Source organism: Microvirga massiliensis, from assembly GCF_001006805.1.
GTDB classification, from domain to species: domain Bacteria; phylum Pseudomonadota; class Alphaproteobacteria; order Rhizobiales; family Beijerinckiaceae; genus Microvirga; species Microvirga massiliensis.
Genome location: NZ_LN811366.1, coordinates 189,926 through 207,573, shown reverse-complemented (window position 1 = coordinate 207,573; position 17,648 = coordinate 189,926). Strand labels below are relative to the sequence as shown.

Here is a 17,648-nt window from a genome sequence, read left to right as displayed (position 1 = left end):
ACCAAGCCCTAACAGGCCTTAGCCTGGTGTGCGTCCGGCTCATAGGTCTCCTGGAGAAGGAAAGCTTCTCGGCGCCTGTCGAGTGGCTGCGCCGCTGCGGTCCCTCAAGGACCTCGATCTTGGGTGAAGAACCAGTCATCGGACCAATACTATTCCTGTCTCTTAACAAGATGGGAGATCGTATCGGGCCTATTCGGGGGCTACTTCATCCTTGGGCTCACAACAGAGACCTATAAAGTCTGCCTATTCAGGCCGTCCCGCTGGCTTGGAGGCCTGGGGCTATGGGTTTGCCGAAAGATCGGGTGAGATGGCGCGATGAAACAGGGATTACCAAACCTGATCCCGCCATGCCCAGCACCCGCCGATAGCAGGAAGGAACTCGTTCCAGTCGCAGCACACAATACCCGTAAGAAGATCCCATCCTTTGTCTGAATCAAGACGGTTTCCGGATCCTGTCCCCTCGGCCGCGATGGCGATATTAATGCCCTCGAGGCGCCGGCGTATGCCCGCGGACAAATGCAAAGTATTGGGAAGTTGCCAAGCATTGCCATAGTGTTCGTCGTGATGTTAGCCTTTGGTGTCGCAGGGGAAACTGCGGCAGGAGGGCCATTCGATGCTCTACAATCCGCTTTCGATGCAGTCGAACCGACGGACGGTCCTGACTGGTATTGGGCTCACTGCCATCACGTTTTGCGGAGTTGCGGCCAGGCCGCTGCCCGCGGCGGCCCAAGGTCTGAAGGAGGTTCGGTTCAGTGAAGCCGTGCACAACCTCGGCTATATCAATCTTTACGTCGGTCTCCACTCCAAGATCTTCGAGAAGAACGGCCTGAAAATGAACGTGTCGGCTGCAGGTGGCGACACGCAGACCTTCGCGGCCGTTCTCGGCGGTTCGGCCGACTTCGCCATTGGCGACGCTACAATGGTGCAGATGTCTCGTGAGGCTGGTGGGCCCGGCGTCGTGGTCGGCACGGTGGTGCAACGCGCCCATTATTTCGGTGTATCGAAGAACCTCCAGCCGATCTCCGATCCAAAGCAGTTCAAAGGATTGACAATCGTCACCTCGCCCGAACCCAACACCAATTTCAGCGTTGCCAAGCGTATGCTCGAGACCGCTGGGCTGAAGGTCGGCACCGATACCAAGATCCTGCAGGTCAATCCCGGTACCGAGATCGGCGCCATGCTCGCCGGTCAGGCCGACATGGCTATCGCCTACCAGCCGAGCGTTGCGTCTGCCGTGGCCCAGGGCGCGAAGATCGTGTTCGACTTCTCAAATTATGTTGGGCCGTTCTGTAATACCGGGATCATGGTCCTGCCGTCGACGATCCAGAAGGATCCAGCCATGGTACAGGCCCTCGTAACGTCTTTCGAAGAGGCCTCGCGTCGCACCTACAAGGATCCAGCCTTCGCGAAGGAGGTCGCGCGCAAGGAATTTCCCGACTTGCCGCCCGCTGTCGTCGATGCGGCCATCGACGCGGAAGTCCAGTACAAAATCCCAGCGGAGACGGTCGTGGTCAAAGAAGATCAGTGGAAGAACCTGATGGATATGCAGGTCTATCTAAAAAACGTGAAGGGCTCGATCCCGTTCGACCAGATCATCGACAACTCGTTTGCGCTCAAAGCTGTTGAGACCGTCAACAAGATGTCCGGCGGCTAGGGGCGATCGGGTAGCTCCTGACGGGAGGGAGATAATGCGGGGAAGCGCGCCTTCCACGCTCGCAGCGGGATCGGGCGTCCCGCCGCTCGTGGCGGATCGTGTTGCCAAGACATACGATGATGGCCGTCAGGTCGTTCCCGTCATCACCGAGCTGACCTTCTCGTTGAGCCCTGGGGAGATCGTCAGCATCGTGGGGCCGTCCGGCTGCGGGAAGACCACACTTCTCAACGTGCTGTGCGGACTCATCCCTCTATCGGCAGGCCAGGTGCGCTGGTACGGAACTCCGCTTTCAGGCATGCCACCGAAGGTTGGTTACATGCTCCAGAAGGACCTGTTGTTCCCGTGGCGAACCGCCCTCGCGAATGTCAAGCTCGGGACGGAGATCAAGAAGATCCCTGCCCGCGAGGCGGAGGAGCGATCCAGATCGCTTTTCGTGCAGCTCGGCTTGGCAGGATTCGAGAACGCCTACCCAGCAACGCTGTCCGGCGGCATGCGACAGCGTGTGGCGCTCGCCCGCACCCTTATCAACGACCCGGACGTGCTGCTCCTCGACGAGCCGTTCGCTTCCCTCGATTTTCAGACCAAGCTGCTCATTGAGAGCGATACCGCGCGGCTTGCACGTGCCGGGCACCGATCGATGCTGTGCATCACGCACGACATCGAGGAAGCCGTCTCTTTGTCTGACCGCGTGATCGTGCTCAGCAGCCGCCCGACGCGCATCAAGTCGGTCTACCGGATCGATATTGAGGGCGATCGCACGGACATGATGGCAGCGCGCGAGAGCCGAGGGTTCAGCGAGTATGTACGCTGCATCTGGCGCGACCTCGAAATTGCGCGACACTGACCATGGACGCCGAAACTTCGAGCCCTTACCGCCACCCGGTCGTGACAGAGACGGGCTCCCCCGTGTCCATGAGTGCCAGAGCCTCCTCTTGGCGGGCTATACTCGGTGCACGGACGCCAGCCGCGAGGGCCTTGCAAATGCGTCGGTGGCGCAGTGCAGGCCTCGTGCTCCTGTGTCAGATCCTGCTCTTCGCTGCGTTTCTCCTGTTCTGGGAATACGCCACGACCGGAAACCCGTCACGTGCTTTCCTGTTCGGTTCACCCAGCACGGTGTTCGGATTCCTCGTTCAAATGTGGCAGGACAGCAGCCTCGTCAGTGACGCCTACGTCACCGGGTTGGAGACGATTCTGGGCTTCGTGGTCGGCAATGTGCTGGGCACGATACTCGGGCTGTCGCTCTGGCATTCGCAGTTCGTCTCGCGTGTCGTACAGCCCTTCATCGTTGCGCTAGGCTCAATCCCAATCATTGCCTTGGCGCCGATCATGATCATCTGGTTCGGCACCGGTCTCGCCTCCAAGATTGCCATGTCGACTTTGTCCGTCGTGGTCGTAGCCCTGGTGACCTCCTACAAGGGCGCCGCAAGCGTCGATCCCGACCAGATCAACCTCATGCGGACGCTGGGAGCGAGTAAGGGCGTGATCTTCCGGAAGCTGGTGGTCCCCTCCTCGTTGACCGACATCTTTGCCGGCCTCAAGCTCACCGTCGGCTTCGCGCTGATCGGCGCCATCATCGGCGAGTTCATGTCGTCATCGGAAGGCCTCGGACACGCGATTTTCAAGGCGGGCTCGCTCTACATTATCCCGAAGGTTATGGCGGCGCTCGTTGTCACGATCGCGCTGGCTCTCGTTCTCACATTCCTTGTCGGGAAACTGGAAAGCCGCCTCACTCCGTGGCGGCAACAGGCCTGACATGACTGAAGGAGGTGCGCCGTGGCGACCCTGGTTTCGAAGGAAGGCAACATCAAATATGCGCTGTCTGGTGATTATCCGTTCGTGGCTCGGGTCGCGCCGGGTGAGACCTTCACGGTCGAAGCTGCGATCAACATCAATGACGGCGTGATTCACTCATTAGGCCAGCAACTCACGGCCTCTGATGTCACGTTGCCCTTTGTCAATGGCGCTACCGGACCGATTGAGGTCGCCGGGGCACAACCTGGCGACGTGCTGAGCGTCGAAGTGCTCGACATGAAGCTGGAGGGCCTCGGCTTCACGGCCCTCTGGCCCGGCATCGGCATCTTCCCGGACTGGGTGCGTCGCAAGGAGTTCGGTCTCCAGACCCGCGTGGTGGAAGTATCGGATGGCGTCGTGCATTGGAGCGACAGGGTCAAGCTGCCCGTCCGGCCTATGATCGGCGTGTCCGGTGTGGCCCCTGTCCATGGCGCCGTGCTGACGGTGGACAATGGTCCCCATGGCGGCAACTTGGACGTCCAGGAGGTCACTCCGGGCAACACGATCATCTTCCGGGTCCACAAGGATGGGGCCCATCTGTTCCTCGGCGATTGCCACGCGCTGCAGGGGGACGGCGAGTGCAACGGTATGGGTGCAATCGAGATCGCCGCTGTCCTGACAGTACGCGTCGGTCTTGGCAGGGCTCCGGAGCGGATGACTTGGCCACGCATCGAGACGCCTACCCATATCGGAACACTGGGCTGTGCACGGCCGCTCGAGGATGCGATGCGGATTGCCTTCGAGGAAATGGTGTTCTGGCTGGAGGACGGCTTCGGGGTGCCCGCGGCGGAAGCATATATGCTCCTCGGCCAGATCGCCGAGGCGCGCTGCACGCAGATGGTAAATCCGAAATACACCTATATCTGCAAGGTGCCGAAGGCGATTCTGAGCGCATACCGCTGAGCGCCGAGGGCGGCACTGGCAGCAATCGAGAAGCTCCGCAAGGACTGTGTGATCCTCCTCGAGGACGGTCCCCGAATCAGGAGCAGTCGGTTGCGACGGCGACCGAACAGTGCAACGCAAAGTTCGCCGTTGCCGTGAATGGAGCGATACACAATGCCGTCTACGCTCGCCGGAGCCGTGAATCGCGCGACCAGGGCTGCGAGATGTCATAGGTGCCGCTACTCACCGCGGCGGTCACGCCGACACGCGCAAGCCCAGACCCATGCATCTCGACGAGGCGCGGTTCGTGACCACCAGTTCGGTTGCGGAGCACTCCGCAAGCCGCGACGCCGGCACCAGCATCGCCCCGATCTCGCGCAAACAGGTCTTCGCGGAAGCTCTCGCGAGCGAACGTGCGGCGTAGCAGGCGCCCTTCCCAAATAAGCGCCCGAGCACAGCAGCACGCCGCTCCCTAGTCGTTGCATCGACAACGGGGATTTCTGCCGCTCCGGCAATCCGAAGGAACAACGACTGTGGCGAATACTTCGATCACCCGAGGTGTAAATCGCTGAGGCAATGATGACGGTCTAGAGCGTGGAGGTGATAGATTCGAGACGCTGGGCCTGAAGTCTCTTGCGAGCGCTCGAAGAGATGGTTGAGATCTGACCAGGGCCTCCTGCCGGGGCCTCCTGTCCGTCGACAAGATGTCGCATTGGGGCGGTGTTGGGACTCACCATCTAGAGTCTGCGGGCCGCCGCTATACCCCGCACTTCCCCCTGTGCTTGCGGCCTGCAGACTCCACGGACCTGATGTTAGGTCGCCCCGGCGATGAGCCGGGGCCTCTCTTGCCGCACGCTTGCTGCCCACAGGAGGCCGGTGAACGGACTTGAGGGCGAGCCGAGTGCGCCATCGCACTTCATTCGGGAAACTTGCGGGCATTATGGTCAGGCAGCGGTTCCCGCTCGGAAGGGGATGAGCGATGACCACAACCGGCTTCTACGATACCGCCAGCGAACTCACCGGCCGTCGCTTCCCTCTCCTCCCGATACTCGTCGGCGGCCTCGCAGCCCTCAACGTCGCCTCAGCCGTGCTGACGCTCCTGGGGTGATCGCGCCAGCGACTCCTCGACCCTCGCACAGGACGATCCAGCGAAACCGGTCGGGTGGTGCGGTTGACAGCGCCGTCCTATGACCCGTCATAGGTTCGCTGAGCGATGGAGCGATGTAGCGGGCGGCGAAAAAGGGATCGGGAAGCCACTTCCCGCAGTACCCGGTGTGCGCCGACCGTGCGAAGGGACGGCCTTGGGGCACTTGCCTCCATGAAGGAGTTGAGCTCCCGCACCAACGGCGATTTGCGGCGGTGTCCCAGGCAATGCCGATGCCGAAGGTTGCGTGCGGATCTCCTATTGGGATGGCGACCACGTCCGGTGGCAGGCTTGGCATGATCGCCGACCTATAGAATGTATGGCTTCGCACCAGTTCCTGGTCTTTGCGCCGACGGTGACTTGATGCGGAACGATTGAGCTGAAATTGCTCCCTGAACCGCGGCATCGCAGGTCCTAAGGCGCGCGGCCGGGTTCTCGCTCGAGGAAGTAATGAGTCTCAGTCTCGTGCGTCACCTGGAAACCGTTCCGCAAGTAAAGCGAGCCCACGGGATTCCACTTCAGATACTCGAGTCGCACAGGGAGAGTGGCAGCGTCAGCAAGAGCCAAGACATGGCACAGGATCTTGGTGCCTAACCCGTGTCCCTGATGCTCCCGAAAGATGTAGAACTCCCCAAAGCGGATATGATCTGAAGCCTGCAGAACGGAAACAACACCGATTGCTGCCCCCTTATGAATGATTTTGAAGAAGGGCTTCTCCGCATAGCGCTTTTGGTGAAGATCAAACTGGAAGGCTTCATCCCATGGCCAGCGCTTTTCGACATGTGGGCGAAGGGCTGCTTTCTTCACTTCGAAGGCATAACCAATTTCAGCCTCCGAATACCCCAGACGACGGAACTCAAAATCGGGCACTATGTTGGGCAGGAATTCCATGAATCTGAATATGGCAGATTATGTTGGCTGTTGTGGCCCGCAGGACCTTAACTCCCGGCCGGTTCAAGGGCCGGGTTTTGCTCCTTTCCCGGACCATACGGTCAGGCGCGAACGGGCCGGCCATCGCCTGCATAGGCCAAGCGCAGACCGAGGCCGATCATCACGAGGCCGGCAAACCGCTCCTGCCAGGCGATCAAACCGGGGCGCCGCGAGAGCCAGCCGCCGAAGGTGCCGGCCCCGAGAGCCACGGTGGCCATGACCAAAAAACCCGAGAGCTTTTGCACTGCTCCGAGAAACAGGAGCTGCGCCGTGATGGACCAGCCGTTTGCCGGATCGCCGAACTGGGGCAGGAACGCGAGCATGAAGACCATCGGCTTGGGATTGGTCAGATTGCTGATCATGCCCTGACGCAGTGCTCTCATGTCGGACACGGGTGCAGGCGCGATGGCAGCGCCATCGCGATGGCGGCCGGCGAGGAGCTTGACGCCGAGCCAGATCAAATAGGCGGCGCCGGCCCAGCGCAGAGCCTCGAAGGCGAGCGGTGAGGCCTGAAAGAGCGAAGTGACGCCAAGCGCCAGAAGCGGCAGTTGGACGAGAGCAGCGAGCAAGGTCGTGCCAGCGGCCGTGAAGAGTGCGACGCGCCGGCCCTGGCCGATGCCGCGGCCGATAACGAGCAGCATATCGGGACCCGGCGCGACCTGCATGGCGAAGACTGCGGCGTAGAAGGTCAAGAAGGTCGGCAAGTCGGGCATTGCAGTGTGTCTCCGGCAAAGGAGCCCGCCCGATCGGATTGCGAGTAACGCTAAGCGGTTCGGTTGGACAACGTCCACCTGAGGGCCTGCGATCCAACCAAGTCAGCTCAGGCCGATCCTGTAGCGATCGAGAAGCTCTGCCAGGGCTGCGCGATCGGCCATGAGGCCGGTTCTTGATCCAGGACGCAGCCGATCGCGGCAGCGGTCGAACAACGCCACGCAAAGCTCGCCGTTGTCGTGATTGGAGCGATACACAATGCCATCCACGTTCGCCGGATGGCCGTGGATCGCACGCGACCAGGGCTGCGAGATGTCGTAGGTACCACTGCTCACCGCGGCGGTCGCGCCAACACGGGCTAGCCCCGGCCCATGAAGCTCGACGAGGCGCAGTTCGGCCGTGGCCACCAGCTCGGTCGCGGAGCGTTCCGCAAGCCGTGACAATGGCACCAGCGTTACCCCGACCTCGCGCAAGCAGGTCTCCACGAACGCTCCCGCGAGCGACCGCGCGGCGTAGCAGACGCCGTAATGACCCTCCGGATCGTCGAAGCGGTTGTCTCCCGAGGTTCCGAAATAGAGCGCGGCGAGGCTTGATCTGTGGATGCGCACAAACGTTGTGCTGGCCGGGACGGTCTCGATGGGAAGGTCGCGCGCTGCAAAATCGGCCGGCGGGGCGGATCCCGGCTTAGGCGCCATGTTCGCCCAGGCCGCGGGCCGCCCGCGTCACCGATGTCACATCGCCGTCGCGGAGCACATCGATGGGCCGGCGTCCGCCAAGACGGGCGTCACCCGTGAGCATGAAGTTTACGCGCGTCCAGGGATCCTCCTCCTGGAAGGCGTCCAGCACCTCACGGATGCCGGGCAACAGACCCTTCGGACCCACTTGGAAGGCCGGATAGGCATAGCCGTCGCCGATCTCGAGCCAGAACACCTGGTTGCGGTCACGTTTCTTGCCCAAGCCCTGAGGTGTGATGCCGAGATGATCGGCAAGCTGCTGGGCCGACAGAACGCCGCCCTCGGCCTTGAGGAGCGCGCGCTTCATCTCGGCGCCGCGCAGGAAGGCGGCGGTCAAAGGATCCGGGTGATCGGGAGTGATCTCGGAGCCGATCGCGGCTGCGTCCTGCATGGAGCAGAACAGCAGGTCGGTGTCGGTTTCGGCGCCGACGGCCTCGATCAAGCGCTGCCGCGGCATACGCTGGGCGATGCGGGCGAGCGCGCGGGCACCGCGCGCGACGAATGCCTCGACGAGATCGGCGCTCGGACCAGGCTCTGCGCGCCGGGTTCTGCTCGGGCCCGCTGGAGCCTCGCCAAATTCGGCTGCGCGGGCGCGGCGGCCCGGAGAGGTGGCGGAGCGGGCGGACATGGGATCACTCCGGCAATCTGGTTTCATTTGTCTTCCTAAAGATAGGATGAGACAGGCGAAACGGCAAGTGACGAAAAAGGCCCCTCAACTTCGAGTAGCCATGACCGATGGCGATGGCCTCTCATCGGAGCGCAGAGCTGCGAGAGCACGTGATATCCGCGTATTCGCGGATGAAGGTTGATTCTCAGGCGGCAGGCATGGGCGCTGCGTATCTGAATAAATTGAACGAGAGCCAGCGCGCGGCGGTCGAGCACGGCGTCGGGCTTGCCAACGGGAGGATCGGCGGACCCCTTCTGGTCATTGCCGGTGCCGGTTCGGAAAAGACGAACACGCTGGCACATCGCGTCGCCCACCTGATCGTTCATGGCGCCGATCCGCGCCGGATCCTGCTAATGACCTTTTCCCGCCGGGCGGCGTCCGAGATGGCGCGGCGGGTGGAGCGCCTCTGCGCCCGGGGCCTCGGCGACCAAGCGGGCCCGTTCACCGACGCGCTGACCTGGGCCGGCACGTTCCACGGGATCGGGGCCCGTATCCTGCGCGATTACGCTGGTGACATCGGCCTCGATCCGCAGTTCACGATTCACGACCGAGAAGACAGCGCCGACCTGATGAATCTGGTCCGGCACGGACTCGGCTTCTCGAAGATGGAAAGCCGCTTTCCCACCAAGGCAACCTGCCTATCGATCTACTCGCGGGCCGTGAATGCCGCGGCACCCCTGCAGGACATGCTGCGGGGCAACTTCCCGTGGTGCTCGGGATGGGAGCAACAGCTGCGGGAGCTCTTCGCCGGCTATGTCGAAGCCAAGCAGGCGCAGAACGTGCTCGATTACGACGACTTGCTGCTCTACTGGGCGCAGACGATGAGTGAGCCCTTGCTCGCCGAAGAGATCGGCGGACGCTGGGATCACGTGCTGGTCGATGAGTACCAGGATACGAACCGGCTTCAGGCGTCGATCCTGATGGGTCTGAAGCCGGGCGGCCGCGGCCTGACGGTCGTCGGTGACGATGCGCAGGCGATCTATTCCTTCCGCGCCGCGACGGTGCGCAACATCCTCGATTTCCCGCAGGAATTCTCGCCGGCGGCGGACGTCATCACGCTCGATCGGAATTATCGCTCGACGCAACCAATCCTGGCCGCCGCAAACGGCGTCATCAGCCTCGCGAAGGAACGGTTCACCAAGAATCCCTGGACCGAGCGGGCGTCGGCTGAACGGCCGCGGCTGGTCACGGTGCGCGACGAGGCCGACCAGGCGTACTTCGTGGCCGGCGAGGTTCTCGAAAACCGTGAGGCCGGCATGCGGCTGAAGGATCAGGCCGTGCTGTTCCGGGCCAGCCACCACAGCGGGCCGCTCGAGGTTGAACTCACGCGGCGCAACATTCCCTTCCGCAAGTTCGGCGGGCTCAAGTTCCTCGACAGCGCCCATGTGAAGGACATGCTGGCGGCGCTGCGGTTCGCCGAGAACCCGCGCGACCGCGTCGCTGGCTTCAGGGTGATGCAGCTTCTTCCCGGCGTCGGGCCATCGACGGCGCAGGCCACCCTGGACGCGATGGCTAATGCGCCCGATCCGTTGGAAAGGCTCGCCGAGCTTCCCTGCCCGGCTCGTGCTGCGGCGGACTGGCCGGGCTTCGTCGAGCTCCTGCGGGAGCTTCGGTCTTGCCGGTCCGGATGGCCGGCCGAGATCGGCCGGGTTCGGGCCTGGTACGAGCCGCATCTCGAGCGCATGCACGAGGACGCGGAGATGCGCCGCGCCGATCTCCGACAGCTCGAGAATATCGCAGCCGGCTATCCCTCGCGCGAGCGCTTTTTGACCGAGCTGACGCTCGATCCGCCGGATGCAACCTCCGGAGAGGCCGGTCTGCCGCTGCTCGACGAGGACTACCTGATCCTGTCCACGATCCATTCCGCCAAGGGCCAGGAATGGCGCTCGGTCTTCGTGCTCAATACCGTGGACGGCTGTATCCCCTCCGACCTCGGCGTTGGAACGTCGGACGAGATCGAGGAAGAGCGCCGACTTCTCTATGTCGCGATGACCCGCGCGAAGGACAGTCTGACGCTCGTCATTCCGCAGCGGTTCTTCACTCATGAGCAGTCCCCCACCGGCGACCGGCACATCTATGCCGCGCGCACGCGCTTCATCCCGGCATCTCTGCTTCATCACTTCGAGACCTGCGCGTGGCCATCCGTTCCCGCAGATGAGAGCACGGGATCGCGCGTGCGGCAGGTCCGCGTCGACGTCGGAGCGCGCATGCGCGGCATGTGGCGATAGCGCCCACAGGGCATCGGCGCCGATGCGGCTGGGCCTAGATCTCAGCGCGGTTGAGCAGATAATCGAGACCGCCCACGCGATACCACCGATAGCCGTAGCCCTCGAGGAGAACACGATGCTTGCCGGCCTCATCGGCACAGGCATGGTCTCCCGTGAGCAGATTGACGAGGAGCTTTCCCCGTTCGCCACATCCAGCTTCAAACTCGATCTCGAGCGGCGTGTGGCTGAAGTTGTGGAGCATGAGCACAGAGTTGTTGAGCCAATCATAGCGGATCGCAAGAATGGCCGTATGACGCGTGTCGATGATCGCGTAATCGCCCCAGCCGATCTCCGGCACTTCCTTGCGCATCCTAATGATGCGCTCCATCCAGTTCATGAACGATTCCGGGTCGCGGTGCTGGTCGGCGACGTTGACGTGCTCATAGCCATACGGGCCGCCGCTGATGACCGGCTTCACGGGGCGGCTTCTCTTCGTGAAGCCGCCATGGGGCTCCGTGGACCATTGCATGGGGGTGCGCCCGCATTCCCGTTCCGGCAGTGAGAGATCGTCGCCCATCCCGATCTCGTCGCCATAGCGGATTACGGGAGTGCCCGGCAGCGTGAAAAGCAGGCTGTAGGCGAGCTCCAGCCGCCTGCGATCGCCCTCCAGCATCGGGGCAAGGCGGCGCCGGATCCCGCGCTGATAGAGCTGCATGTCGGGGGTCGGACCGAAGGCGGCAAAGACTGTCTCGCGTTGCTCGTCCGTCAACCGGCCAAGGTCGAGTTCGTCATGATTGCGGAGAAACTGTCCCCATTGTGCCGTAGCGGGTCTTCCCTTCGTCGCCTTGAGGGCTTTGATCAGCGGTTTCGTGTCAGCCGAGGCGAGCGCATAAAACAGGTTCTGGTTAGCCTGGAAATTGAACATCATGTGCATTCGGTCGCCGTCGCTGCCGAAATACTCCATGTCCTTGTCCGGTTTCACGTTAGCTTCGGCGAGGATGATCGACTCGCCTTGGCGCCATTGCAGGAACTCGCGGAACATCCGAAGCATCTCGAACTGCTCAGTGGATTCTTTCACGTCCGCACCCTTCGTGCCGATGATGAAGGGCACTGCATCCATGCGAAAGCCGTGGACGCCGAGTTGGATCCAGAAGCCCATGATCTTGAGGATCTCAGCCTGGACATGCGGGTTGGAGGTGTTGAGATCAGGCTGGAAGTCGTAGAACCGATGAAAGTACCAGGCTCTTGCCACCTTGTCATAGGTCCAGGTGGAGTCCTGGACGCCGGGGAAGACCATGCCCTTATCTGCGTGAGTGGGCTTCTTGTCGGACCAGATGTACCAGTCCCGATAGGGAGAGTCGCGATCCGCGCGGGCGGACTGGAACCAAGGGTGGTCGATCGAGGTGTGATTGACCACGAGATCTATGAGAACGCGCATGCCCCGCTGCTTGGCACCATGGGTGAATTCGACGAAGTCCCCGAGCGTGCCAAAGCATGGATCGACGGCGTAGTAGTCGGTTACATCGTAGCCATGGTCACGTCTGGGTGAACGCTGGAAGGGCATGAGCCACACCGCAGTGACGCCGAGCCCGTGCAGGTAGTCCAGCCGTCTCATGAGGCCGGAAAAGTCACCGATGCCATCGCCGTTGGCATCCATGTAGGTGCCGACATCGAGGCAATAGATGACCGCGTTCTTGTACCAGAGATCCCGGATCATGGCGTTGAAATAGAGGCAGGCCGCTTCGAGGCAACCAGGTGTGGTAATCCCAAGAAATGCGGTGATACCGGTCTGCCATTGCGGAGCCTCACGAGCGACGCGAGGAAAAAACCGCATGGCCGTCTCTGTGTGCAGTCCGCCAAAGGGACGTTTAACCGGCGCGGTGCAATTCGTGTTCGGGCCGACACAACCTACTGGTACTTGCGTCCCCCGCAAGGAAGTCATGGTCCGGAAGCGTCACGGTCTGGATTCGATGGAGATCGATCCGGGCAGCGATCTGGCTGGATGCGCCGCCGTCCGCCGCCTCGGCTGCAGACACCAGGTGTAACGGTGTCGCCAACAGGGCAACTTCGGCGAGGCACCTCATGACCGATCTCACGCCATGTCTCGGCCCGTTGAGCATCGAACTCATGTGGCAGAGCGGCATGTGCCCGTCCCGTAGTGTTCATTACTCCGGGACATCCGGGCTACGCCCTATCAGCTCTCGAGCCAATCCATGCTGACTGCCAGGCAGAGGACGCCCATGAACGAGCGGGCCGATTACTCATAGCGCGTCTCGGCAACTGCCCTATGTGTAGCCTGAGCGAAAGGTGCCGCGACAATGCCCGATACACCCTCCCCGACCGAGCCGGAACCCCAGGTCCCGGCACCAACGCCGGAGCCGCCGGAGCCGTCCATCCCTCCTGGTATCCCTGGCATCAGCGAGCCTTTGAACATTCCGCCCGCGGGGCCCCCTGGAATCAGTCCCGAAGGAGTTCCGGTGCCGTCTCCAACGGAAGTGCCGTCGCCGGGATATGTCCCGCGCGAGATCTGATGGGAGATCGCGATGGCCTCAAACGTGCAGATTTGCGGGACGAGGTCATGTTCCTCGTCGGTTATGGAAAATGATCCGAGGTCGGGACTTTGGATGATGGTTCTTGGCGCCGTTCTTTTCTCGGGATCAGCACAGGCTGCAGACAAGATCGAGGCTGTCGGTGGCGCGAAATGCGCCAGTCCGGCAACCCCTTACACTGTCGAGTTCCTCGCCCCGGACGACGCACAGGTCGAGGTCGAGGCGCGCGCGAAGGCAGCGGACGAAACTCCGGCCGATCGCGCCCAGGCTACGGCAACCCTGTCCCTTGACGGCAAGCCCTGTCCGAGCGCACGCTGTGTCTTCCATGCCATGAAAGGCAACACGTACAGGCTGGTCGCCGAAAGCTCGAAGCCCGGGGCCCGTGAACTGTGTGTCTCGGTCTCTCGGCCCTGACCCATGGGCGGTCACGCCTAGCCGAAGTCGTCACTCGGACCGCCGGCTCTCACGCTCCCTGCGTCGTAAGGCCAAGAGGAGTTCCATCTGCTCGGTAGGGAGCGGCGTGTTGTCGGGCGGAAAGTAAACGGCATGTAGTCGCCGGCCGATCATCGCGCGTGATTCACGGGTCAGGGACGGCGCGCTACCGCGGCATCTCTGATCGGGCATGCAGTCTCACCTTCAGTTCATGCATCGCAGTGCCCCACAGGATTGGAAGATTTGGTTAACGGACAGTTAACGAAGATCGTGCGTAGCAAGAGATTTCAGCGGAGACAGCAAACGTCACGCAATCGCCGCATTGTTGCCTCGGAATACACGTGGAAACCGATTCGTTTGCACGGCGCATTGCTTCCGAAATTGATTTGTATGACCATTGTCCATCATCTCATCGGCCTTCAGGCCCGAATCGAAGGCATCGCGGCGACCACGTCGGTGCGTTGCCAGGCGGGCGTGCATCTCGACGAGATGCTCGCGGCCCTGAATCTGACGGGCCGCCGCCGTGTTGCGATGCTGCTCGAACTCGTCAAAGCCTTCTCGAACGATCACGATGAGCAGGCCGCTGCGGATCACATCCGGATGCGTGCCGCGCGAGCCTGGTATGGGTCCTCCGTCAGCTTCTCCAGGGACATCGTCGAAGGCTCTCTGACTGATCGCAGTTAGGCCGCGGCCGGAGGATCAGAAGGGATTCCGGTCCGACTCGAGCTGCCGCAGCGAACGAGCTGTCACACGGGGCAAGGCGATCCTGCTGGTCGAAGGCCGTGATCCTGTCGGCGGTTCCAGCGGCTGAGTCATGCCAGGCGACCTGCTCGTCCGTGGATTGGCCGCGGCAGGCTTGCCGGTTTGCTTGGTCATGTCGCCGGCCGGCACCTCGCGCGAGGGCCGGAGCGGTTTACGGGAAGGTCAGGTTCCAGGCTGGATCGCCGCTTGCCTTCTGCCGCGCTTTGTTGAGCATGAGGCCGACGCCTCCGGTCCATTGCGGACGTTCAGTTTTGAGTGCAGCTTTCATCTTCTTCACGTTGTCTTCGCTCGGCCGCATAGCATTATCGACGACGGCAGAGGCCAAACCCTTCTGCTGATGCATGTCGTTTCCCAAGCGGAGCTTGTTGTGCATCGCCTCGTGGAACGCCAGGTTTGCCAGCACACGCGTGTCCGCGGAGTTCGCATACACTTCCGAGACCGCTTCTCCGCCCTTCGAGAACTTGGTGAGCCCGTCGTGTCCACCGAGCGGGCTCACGAAGGTTGTGCCCGGCATCTGATTGGCGATGCTCCAGCTGAATGGCATGAAGTAGATCAGGAGTTCGTTTGCGGCAGGCTGCGGAGTCGCGGTGATGTAGTCCACGAGCGCACCTTCCGGAAATCCACCTCCTTGCGCGATGGGATTGAAGTAATCCTGAAGATGGGATCGCACGTCCTTGCGGCGCGCCGACCCAATCGCATCCAACACATCGCACAAGTAGACCTTGTAGAGCGCCACGGCAGCCTCCCGGGATGCTTGCTCGATGCCTTGGTTGTTCTCTTCCACGGGCAAAGAGCGATCACGACGGCGGCACCCTGGCGGAATCTTGGGGCGCGATCTGTGATGTCCGTCACGCTGGCGAGACCCGGTCTCGCCAATGATGGCTGGGCAGCACATCGAGGCGGGGGAGCTTCGGCTGCGAGGGTGCGCCAAAGATTCGGATCGACGCTATCAGCAGGCGGCCGACTTTCGCCAAGCTTTGCAAGCTTTGGACGGGCTTCGATTTACCCGCTCCCGGTTTCGGTCCTCCCAGGATGAATGGACCTGCCGTCATGAGGGCCGGACGGAAATCCAGCGCTATGTTCCCGGCAAGCGTCATTGCGTCGAGTATCGCGTCGCGTGCCGACACAGGACCGAGCACGGCTCCATGTGGGACACGGATCGCAAGGCCGCCTCGTCCTTGAGAGAACGTTGGCGGCACCGACGGTCTCGGCAACCCGCCCAAGGCAAGGATGCCGGCGCGGAATGCGGAGTCACAAGAACGAAGGGCGAGCAGACAGCGCAGGCGTCCTGGTCCAAGGCCTCACCAGATCCCCGGGTTCTTTCGGATGGCGGCTCGTAGATCAGCAACACCAAGCGGGAGCCGCAGCGGGGGCATTTCGGGCGCTCGGCGAGCAGCGACAGCGGCACCGCGGGTGCACACAAGCGTCTGGAGATCGAGTTCGCATCGGAAGGCACACTCCCGGATGCGCTTCATCGCATCCCGTGGCCCGAAGGAGCAGCGCATGCGCACGCACCAGCCGAACGAGTAGGCTACTCCGAGCGTCTCCACAGCCATGCAAACGAAAAGAAAATGGGCGGTCCTTGAGTCAAGGCGATTTCCGGCGCCATCCCCGGAATCGATGGAGGCCTGCGTACCCGCTCAGATTCATCCCCGGGAACCCACCTGCCCCACTGGCATGCGCTTCCAGGTCGCAAGCATCACGTCCGTCACAGCGAGGATTCCCCCGCAGGAGGACGGCGCCGAACTCGCCAGGAGCGGTCTCCACAGCGGCCGTGGGCTAGCCTCCGAGCTTTGACAGCGCGAAGGCGGCGAGGAAGCCCGCGACCGTGATCAGGCCGGCGAAGTCGTGGGCGACCTCGAAGGCCTCCGGCATCATGGTATCGGAGATCATGGCCAGGATGGCGCCGGCTGCGACCGCCTCCGTCGCGGCGATCACCCCGTGCGAGAACCCGGAGAACACGGCATAGCCGATCCAGGAGGCCAGGCCCGAGATGACCGCGATGCCGATCCAGAGCCCGAACACATACCCGGCCGAGCGCCCGGCGCGCTTCATCCCGGCGGCGCTGGACAGCCCCTCGGGCACGTTCGAGAGAAAGATCGCGATCACCGCCACCCAGCTCACCGCGCCGCCCGCGATCATCGTCACGCCGATCACGATCGACTCCGGAATCCCGTCGAGCAGAGCCCCGACGGCAATCGCGAGGCCGCTGCCCTCGTCGCTCGGCTGCTGCCCGCCCGACTTTTGCCCCGAGCGCTTCCGGTGCCGCGCGCCCCGGCGCGAGAGGTAGATGTTCGCGGCCGTGTAGACGGCTGCGCCGCTCAGGAACCCGATGGCGGTCGCGGCGAAACCGCCCGTCCGGTAGGCCTCGTCCATGAGTTCGAACGACAGGGCCGAGATCAGCACGCCCGAGCCGAAGGCCATGATCGCGGCGATGACGCGCTGCGGGATGTGCAGGAACCAGGCGATGGCGGCCCCGATCACCAGGGCCGAGCCGCTGAACAGCCCCCACAGCCCGGCCTGAAGCGCGATCGGCATGGCTGCGTGCCCTCCGCTTGCGGGAGCCGAACGCTACGCGCTCCCGGTTGTTCCCGCACCTCGCCGGAAGGGAGCACCGCTGGAATGCTGACCGGCTCTCGAGGATGAGCCCCATGCGGGTTGTTTTGCATCCCGGGCAGGTCCGTTCGTGAAAACTCAGGCGATGCTGACCCGGGCCGACAAGCAGTGCATTCTGAGGCCGTTCGGCTCCATGCTCGAAGCTCATGCCGAGTCCGACCCGCCCGCGCTGCGCGGAACGCCAAGTACCGTGAGGCGCTCCAGCGCCAGGCCGGCGGCACAGTGTCGGCCTCAGAGACTGCGCAGCGGCTCGGGATCACGCACGGGCCTCATCGGCGAACAGCGGCGCACCGGCACCCTGCTCGCTGCCAAGACACCCTTGCAAGCCTTGCGGGATGGGGATCGGGACGCGGTGCGGCACTTGGTCCATTTGCGCCAGGGCGACGGCTTCGCGTGAGGCCATCACCCCGTTGCTGGTTCAGGTGCCGGAATGCTCCGCCTCGTCGATGATCCCCCCGGAACCCAACCCGCAAGATCCCGATGCCCTCCTGGGGAGCATCGGCCAGTGTGAAGACCGGACGTTTGGCGATTTCCCGACGAGTCCTTCAGACTGGGCCTCCGGTCGTTGA

At 62.8% G+C, this 17,648-nt stretch carries 16 protein-coding genes; 9 read left to right on the top strand and 7 right to left on the bottom strand.

The features are described from left to right. The first annotated feature begins 613 nt into the window (after positions 1 to 613). The 5 genes from BN1233_RS36725 to BN1233_RS50725 all read left to right on the top strand — a co-directional run bounded on the left by BN1233_RS36725 (position 614) and on the right by BN1233_RS50725 (position 5,435). On the top strand, positions 614 to 1,654 hold the full coding sequence (locus BN1233_RS36725) for an ABC transporter substrate-binding protein (protein WP_046868594.1): 1,041 nt from the start codon (positions 614 to 616) through the stop codon (positions 1,652 to 1,654). Positions 1,655 to 1,688: 34 nt separating this feature from the next. Continuing rightward, positions 1,689 to 2,498 carry an ABC transporter ATP-binding protein gene (locus BN1233_RS36720; protein WP_046868593.1) on the top strand — a complete coding sequence of 270 codons (810 nt, stop codon included), beginning with the start codon at positions 1,689 to 1,691 and terminating at the stop codon, positions 2,496 to 2,498. A gap of 137 nt (positions 2,499 to 2,635) precedes the next feature. Beyond that, positions 2,636 to 3,406 carry an ABC transporter permease gene (locus BN1233_RS36715; protein WP_244470647.1) on the top strand — a complete coding sequence of 257 codons (771 nt, stop codon included), beginning with the start codon at positions 2,636 to 2,638 and terminating at the stop codon, positions 3,404 to 3,406. Positions 3,407 to 3,427: 21 nt separating this feature from the next. After that, positions 3,428 to 4,348 carry an acetamidase/formamidase family protein gene (locus tag BN1233_RS36710; RefSeq protein WP_046868592.1) on the top strand — a complete coding sequence of 307 codons (921 nt, stop codon included), beginning with the start codon at positions 3,428 to 3,430 and terminating at the stop codon, positions 4,346 to 4,348. Between the two features lie 958 nt (positions 4,349 to 5,306). After that, on the top strand, positions 5,307 to 5,435 hold the full coding sequence (locus tag BN1233_RS50725; RefSeq protein WP_280139383.1) for a hypothetical protein: 129 nt from the start codon (positions 5,307 to 5,309) through the stop codon (positions 5,433 to 5,435). Between the two features lie 450 nt (positions 5,436 to 5,885). On the opposite strand, the gene BN1233_RS36705 is transcribed toward BN1233_RS50725, so the two are convergent. The 4 genes from BN1233_RS36705 to BN1233_RS43800 form a co-directional block, all read right to left on the bottom strand. Continuing rightward, positions 5,886 to 6,362 (bottom strand): GNAT family N-acetyltransferase, encoded by a 477-nt coding sequence (locus BN1233_RS36705; protein WP_046868591.1) that lies wholly within the window; start codon positions 6,360 to 6,362, stop codon positions 5,886 to 5,888. A 101-nt stretch (positions 6,363 to 6,463) separates the two neighbouring features. Further along, positions 6,464 to 7,114, bottom strand: coding sequence for a LysE family translocator (locus BN1233_RS36700; protein ID WP_046868590.1), 651 nt, complete (start codon positions 7,112 to 7,114; stop codon positions 6,464 to 6,466). A gap of 102 nt (positions 7,115 to 7,216) precedes the next feature. Beyond that, a complete protein-coding gene (locus tag BN1233_RS36695) occupies positions 7,217 to 7,807 on the bottom strand; it encodes an RES family NAD+ phosphorylase (protein WP_048707559.1) in 591 nt (196 codons plus the stop codon). Continuing rightward, positions 7,797 to 8,474: a hypothetical protein gene (locus BN1233_RS43800; protein ID WP_048707556.1), complete on the bottom strand. Its 678-nt coding sequence runs from the start codon at positions 8,472 to 8,474 to the stop codon at positions 7,797 to 7,799. Before BN1233_RS43800 ends, BN1233_RS36695 begins: the two co-directional genes overlap by 11 nt. Before the next feature lie 197 nt (positions 8,475 to 8,671). Between BN1233_RS43800 and BN1233_RS36685 the strand changes: the two genes are divergently transcribed. Then, entirely contained in the window at positions 8,672 to 10,741 is a 2,070-nt protein-coding gene (locus BN1233_RS36685) for an ATP-dependent helicase (protein WP_046868625.1), read from the top strand. Positions 10,742 to 10,775: 34 nt separating this feature from the next. On the opposite strand, the gene BN1233_RS36680 is transcribed toward BN1233_RS36685, so the two are convergent. Continuing rightward, entirely contained in the window at positions 10,776 to 12,437 is a 1,662-nt protein-coding gene (locus BN1233_RS36680) for an alpha-amylase family protein (protein ID WP_046868624.1), read from the bottom strand. A 907-nt stretch (positions 12,438 to 13,344) separates the two neighbouring features. Here BN1233_RS36680 and BN1233_RS36670 point away from each other — a divergent pair. Together BN1233_RS36670 and BN1233_RS36665 are read left to right on the top strand one after the other, a co-directional pair. After that, entirely contained in the window at positions 13,345 to 13,683 is a 339-nt protein-coding gene (locus BN1233_RS36670; RefSeq protein ID WP_046868588.1) for a hypothetical protein, read from the top strand. A 408-nt stretch (positions 13,684 to 14,091) separates the two neighbouring features. Next, a complete protein-coding gene (locus BN1233_RS36665) occupies positions 14,092 to 14,385 on the top strand; it encodes a hypothetical protein (protein WP_046868587.1) in 294 nt (97 codons plus the stop codon). A gap of 229 nt (positions 14,386 to 14,614) precedes the next feature. Here BN1233_RS36665 and BN1233_RS36660 read toward each other — a convergent pair whose 3' ends face one another. Together BN1233_RS36660 and BN1233_RS36650 are read right to left on the bottom strand one after the other, a co-directional pair. Beyond that, the gene (locus BN1233_RS36660) at positions 14,615 to 15,199 is read right to left on the bottom strand and encodes a hypothetical protein (RefSeq protein WP_147707740.1); all 585 of its coding nucleotides are present in this window, start codon (positions 15,197 to 15,199) and stop codon (positions 14,615 to 14,617) included. 1,043 nt (positions 15,200 to 16,242) lie between these two features. Continuing rightward, positions 16,243 to 17,001 carry a ZIP family metal transporter gene (locus BN1233_RS36650; RefSeq protein WP_046868584.1) on the bottom strand — a complete coding sequence of 253 codons (759 nt, stop codon included), beginning with the start codon at positions 16,999 to 17,001 and terminating at the stop codon, positions 16,243 to 16,245. A gap of 148 nt (positions 17,002 to 17,149) precedes the next feature. Here BN1233_RS36650 and BN1233_RS36645 point away from each other — a divergent pair, with 148 nt between their 5' ends. Beyond that, positions 17,150 to 17,476 carry a hypothetical protein gene (locus BN1233_RS36645; RefSeq protein ID WP_147707739.1) on the top strand — a complete coding sequence of 109 codons (327 nt, stop codon included), beginning with the start codon at positions 17,150 to 17,152 and terminating at the stop codon, positions 17,474 to 17,476. Positions 17,477 to 17,648: the final 172 nt, after the last annotated feature.